Annotated in this window: 2 protein-coding genes; one reads left to right on the forward strand and one right to left on the reverse strand. The window is 40.9% G+C overall.

The features are described 5' to 3' along the window. Positions 1–767 (forward strand): AAA family ATPase (locus D5R40_RS33245; RefSeq protein WP_339379585.1); only part of this gene is annotated, 767 nt, incomplete at its 5' end. Here D5R40_RS33245 and D5R40_RS33250 read toward each other — a convergent pair. Continuing rightward, positions 750–1,057, reverse strand: a 308-nt coding sequence (locus D5R40_RS33250) for a hypothetical protein (RefSeq protein ID WP_192901343.1), incomplete at its 5' end; no start/stop codon positions are given. The two genes, D5R40_RS33245 and D5R40_RS33250, sit on opposite strands and share 18 nt — an antisense overlap.

Below are 1,057 nucleotides of genomic sequence, written 5' to 3' on the forward strand. Positions count from 1 at the left end.
CCTGTATTTGCGGACCAAATGGTGCAGGAAAATCTTCTCTACTGGAAGCGATCGCCTGGTCGGTGTGGGGAAATAGTCGCGCCGCTACTGAAGATGATATTATCAGTCTGGGAGAAAAAGAAGTACGGGTAGACTTCACCTTTAGCAGCAACGGTAATGTTTACCGTGTTATTCGTGGTCGTCGTCGGGGAAGTTCAGCTACTCTAGAATTTCAAATTAGCACTGGTTCCCGGTTTAAAAGTCTGACTCAAAAAGGTGTCCGTGCAACCCAACAAACTATTATCCAACATCTCAAACTCGACTACGACACATTCGTTAACTCAGCATATCTGCGTCAAGGTAGAGCAGATGAATTTATGCTCAAACGTCCTAATGAACGGAAAGAAATTCTCGCCAACCTCCTAAAACTCGACCAATATGACACCCTGGGGGAAAAAGCTAAAGATACTGCTCGGCAGTTCAAAGCGAAAGTGGAATTACTTGAACAGACTTTAGAAGTAAACCAAAAACAACTCCAACAAAAAGAAGCGATCGCTAAACAACAGACTCATCTCCAAACTACCCTTACTCAACTCCAGCAACAACAAGAATGTGATAAAGAACGACTCAAACAACTGCAAATTCAACAAAACCATCGTCAAACCTGGGAAAAACTACTGCACGGACAACAACAACAATATGACAAACTGGTGCAAGAATGTTATCGCCTCCAACAGGAATTCAAAACTACTCAACAACAACAAGATGAACTATTTGAGAGAATTTAACTGTGCTTGATGTTGCTGAATTTTGTTTTGTACTTCTTGCAGTTGTTGACGTTGTTTTTCCTGGAGTTGTTGACGCTGGTTCAGAGCATTTTGATGGGTTCTAAATTTTGCAGATAAATTCTCTTCGGTAGTTTGCAAGTTTTGGAAATGAGCATATCCAGCTTTAATTTCATTTTCCTGTTGCAAAACTGCTAATAGTTCATCTTGTTGTTGTTGAGTAGTTTTGAATTCCTGTTGGAGGCGATAACATTCTTGCACCAGTTTGTCATATTGTTGTTGTTGTCCGTGCA

Origin of the sequence: Okeania hirsuta, from assembly GCF_003838195.1 — a bacterium.
In the GTDB taxonomy this organism is placed as follows: Bacteria; Cyanobacteriota; Cyanobacteriia; order Cyanobacteriales; family Microcoleaceae; genus Okeania; species Okeania hirsuta.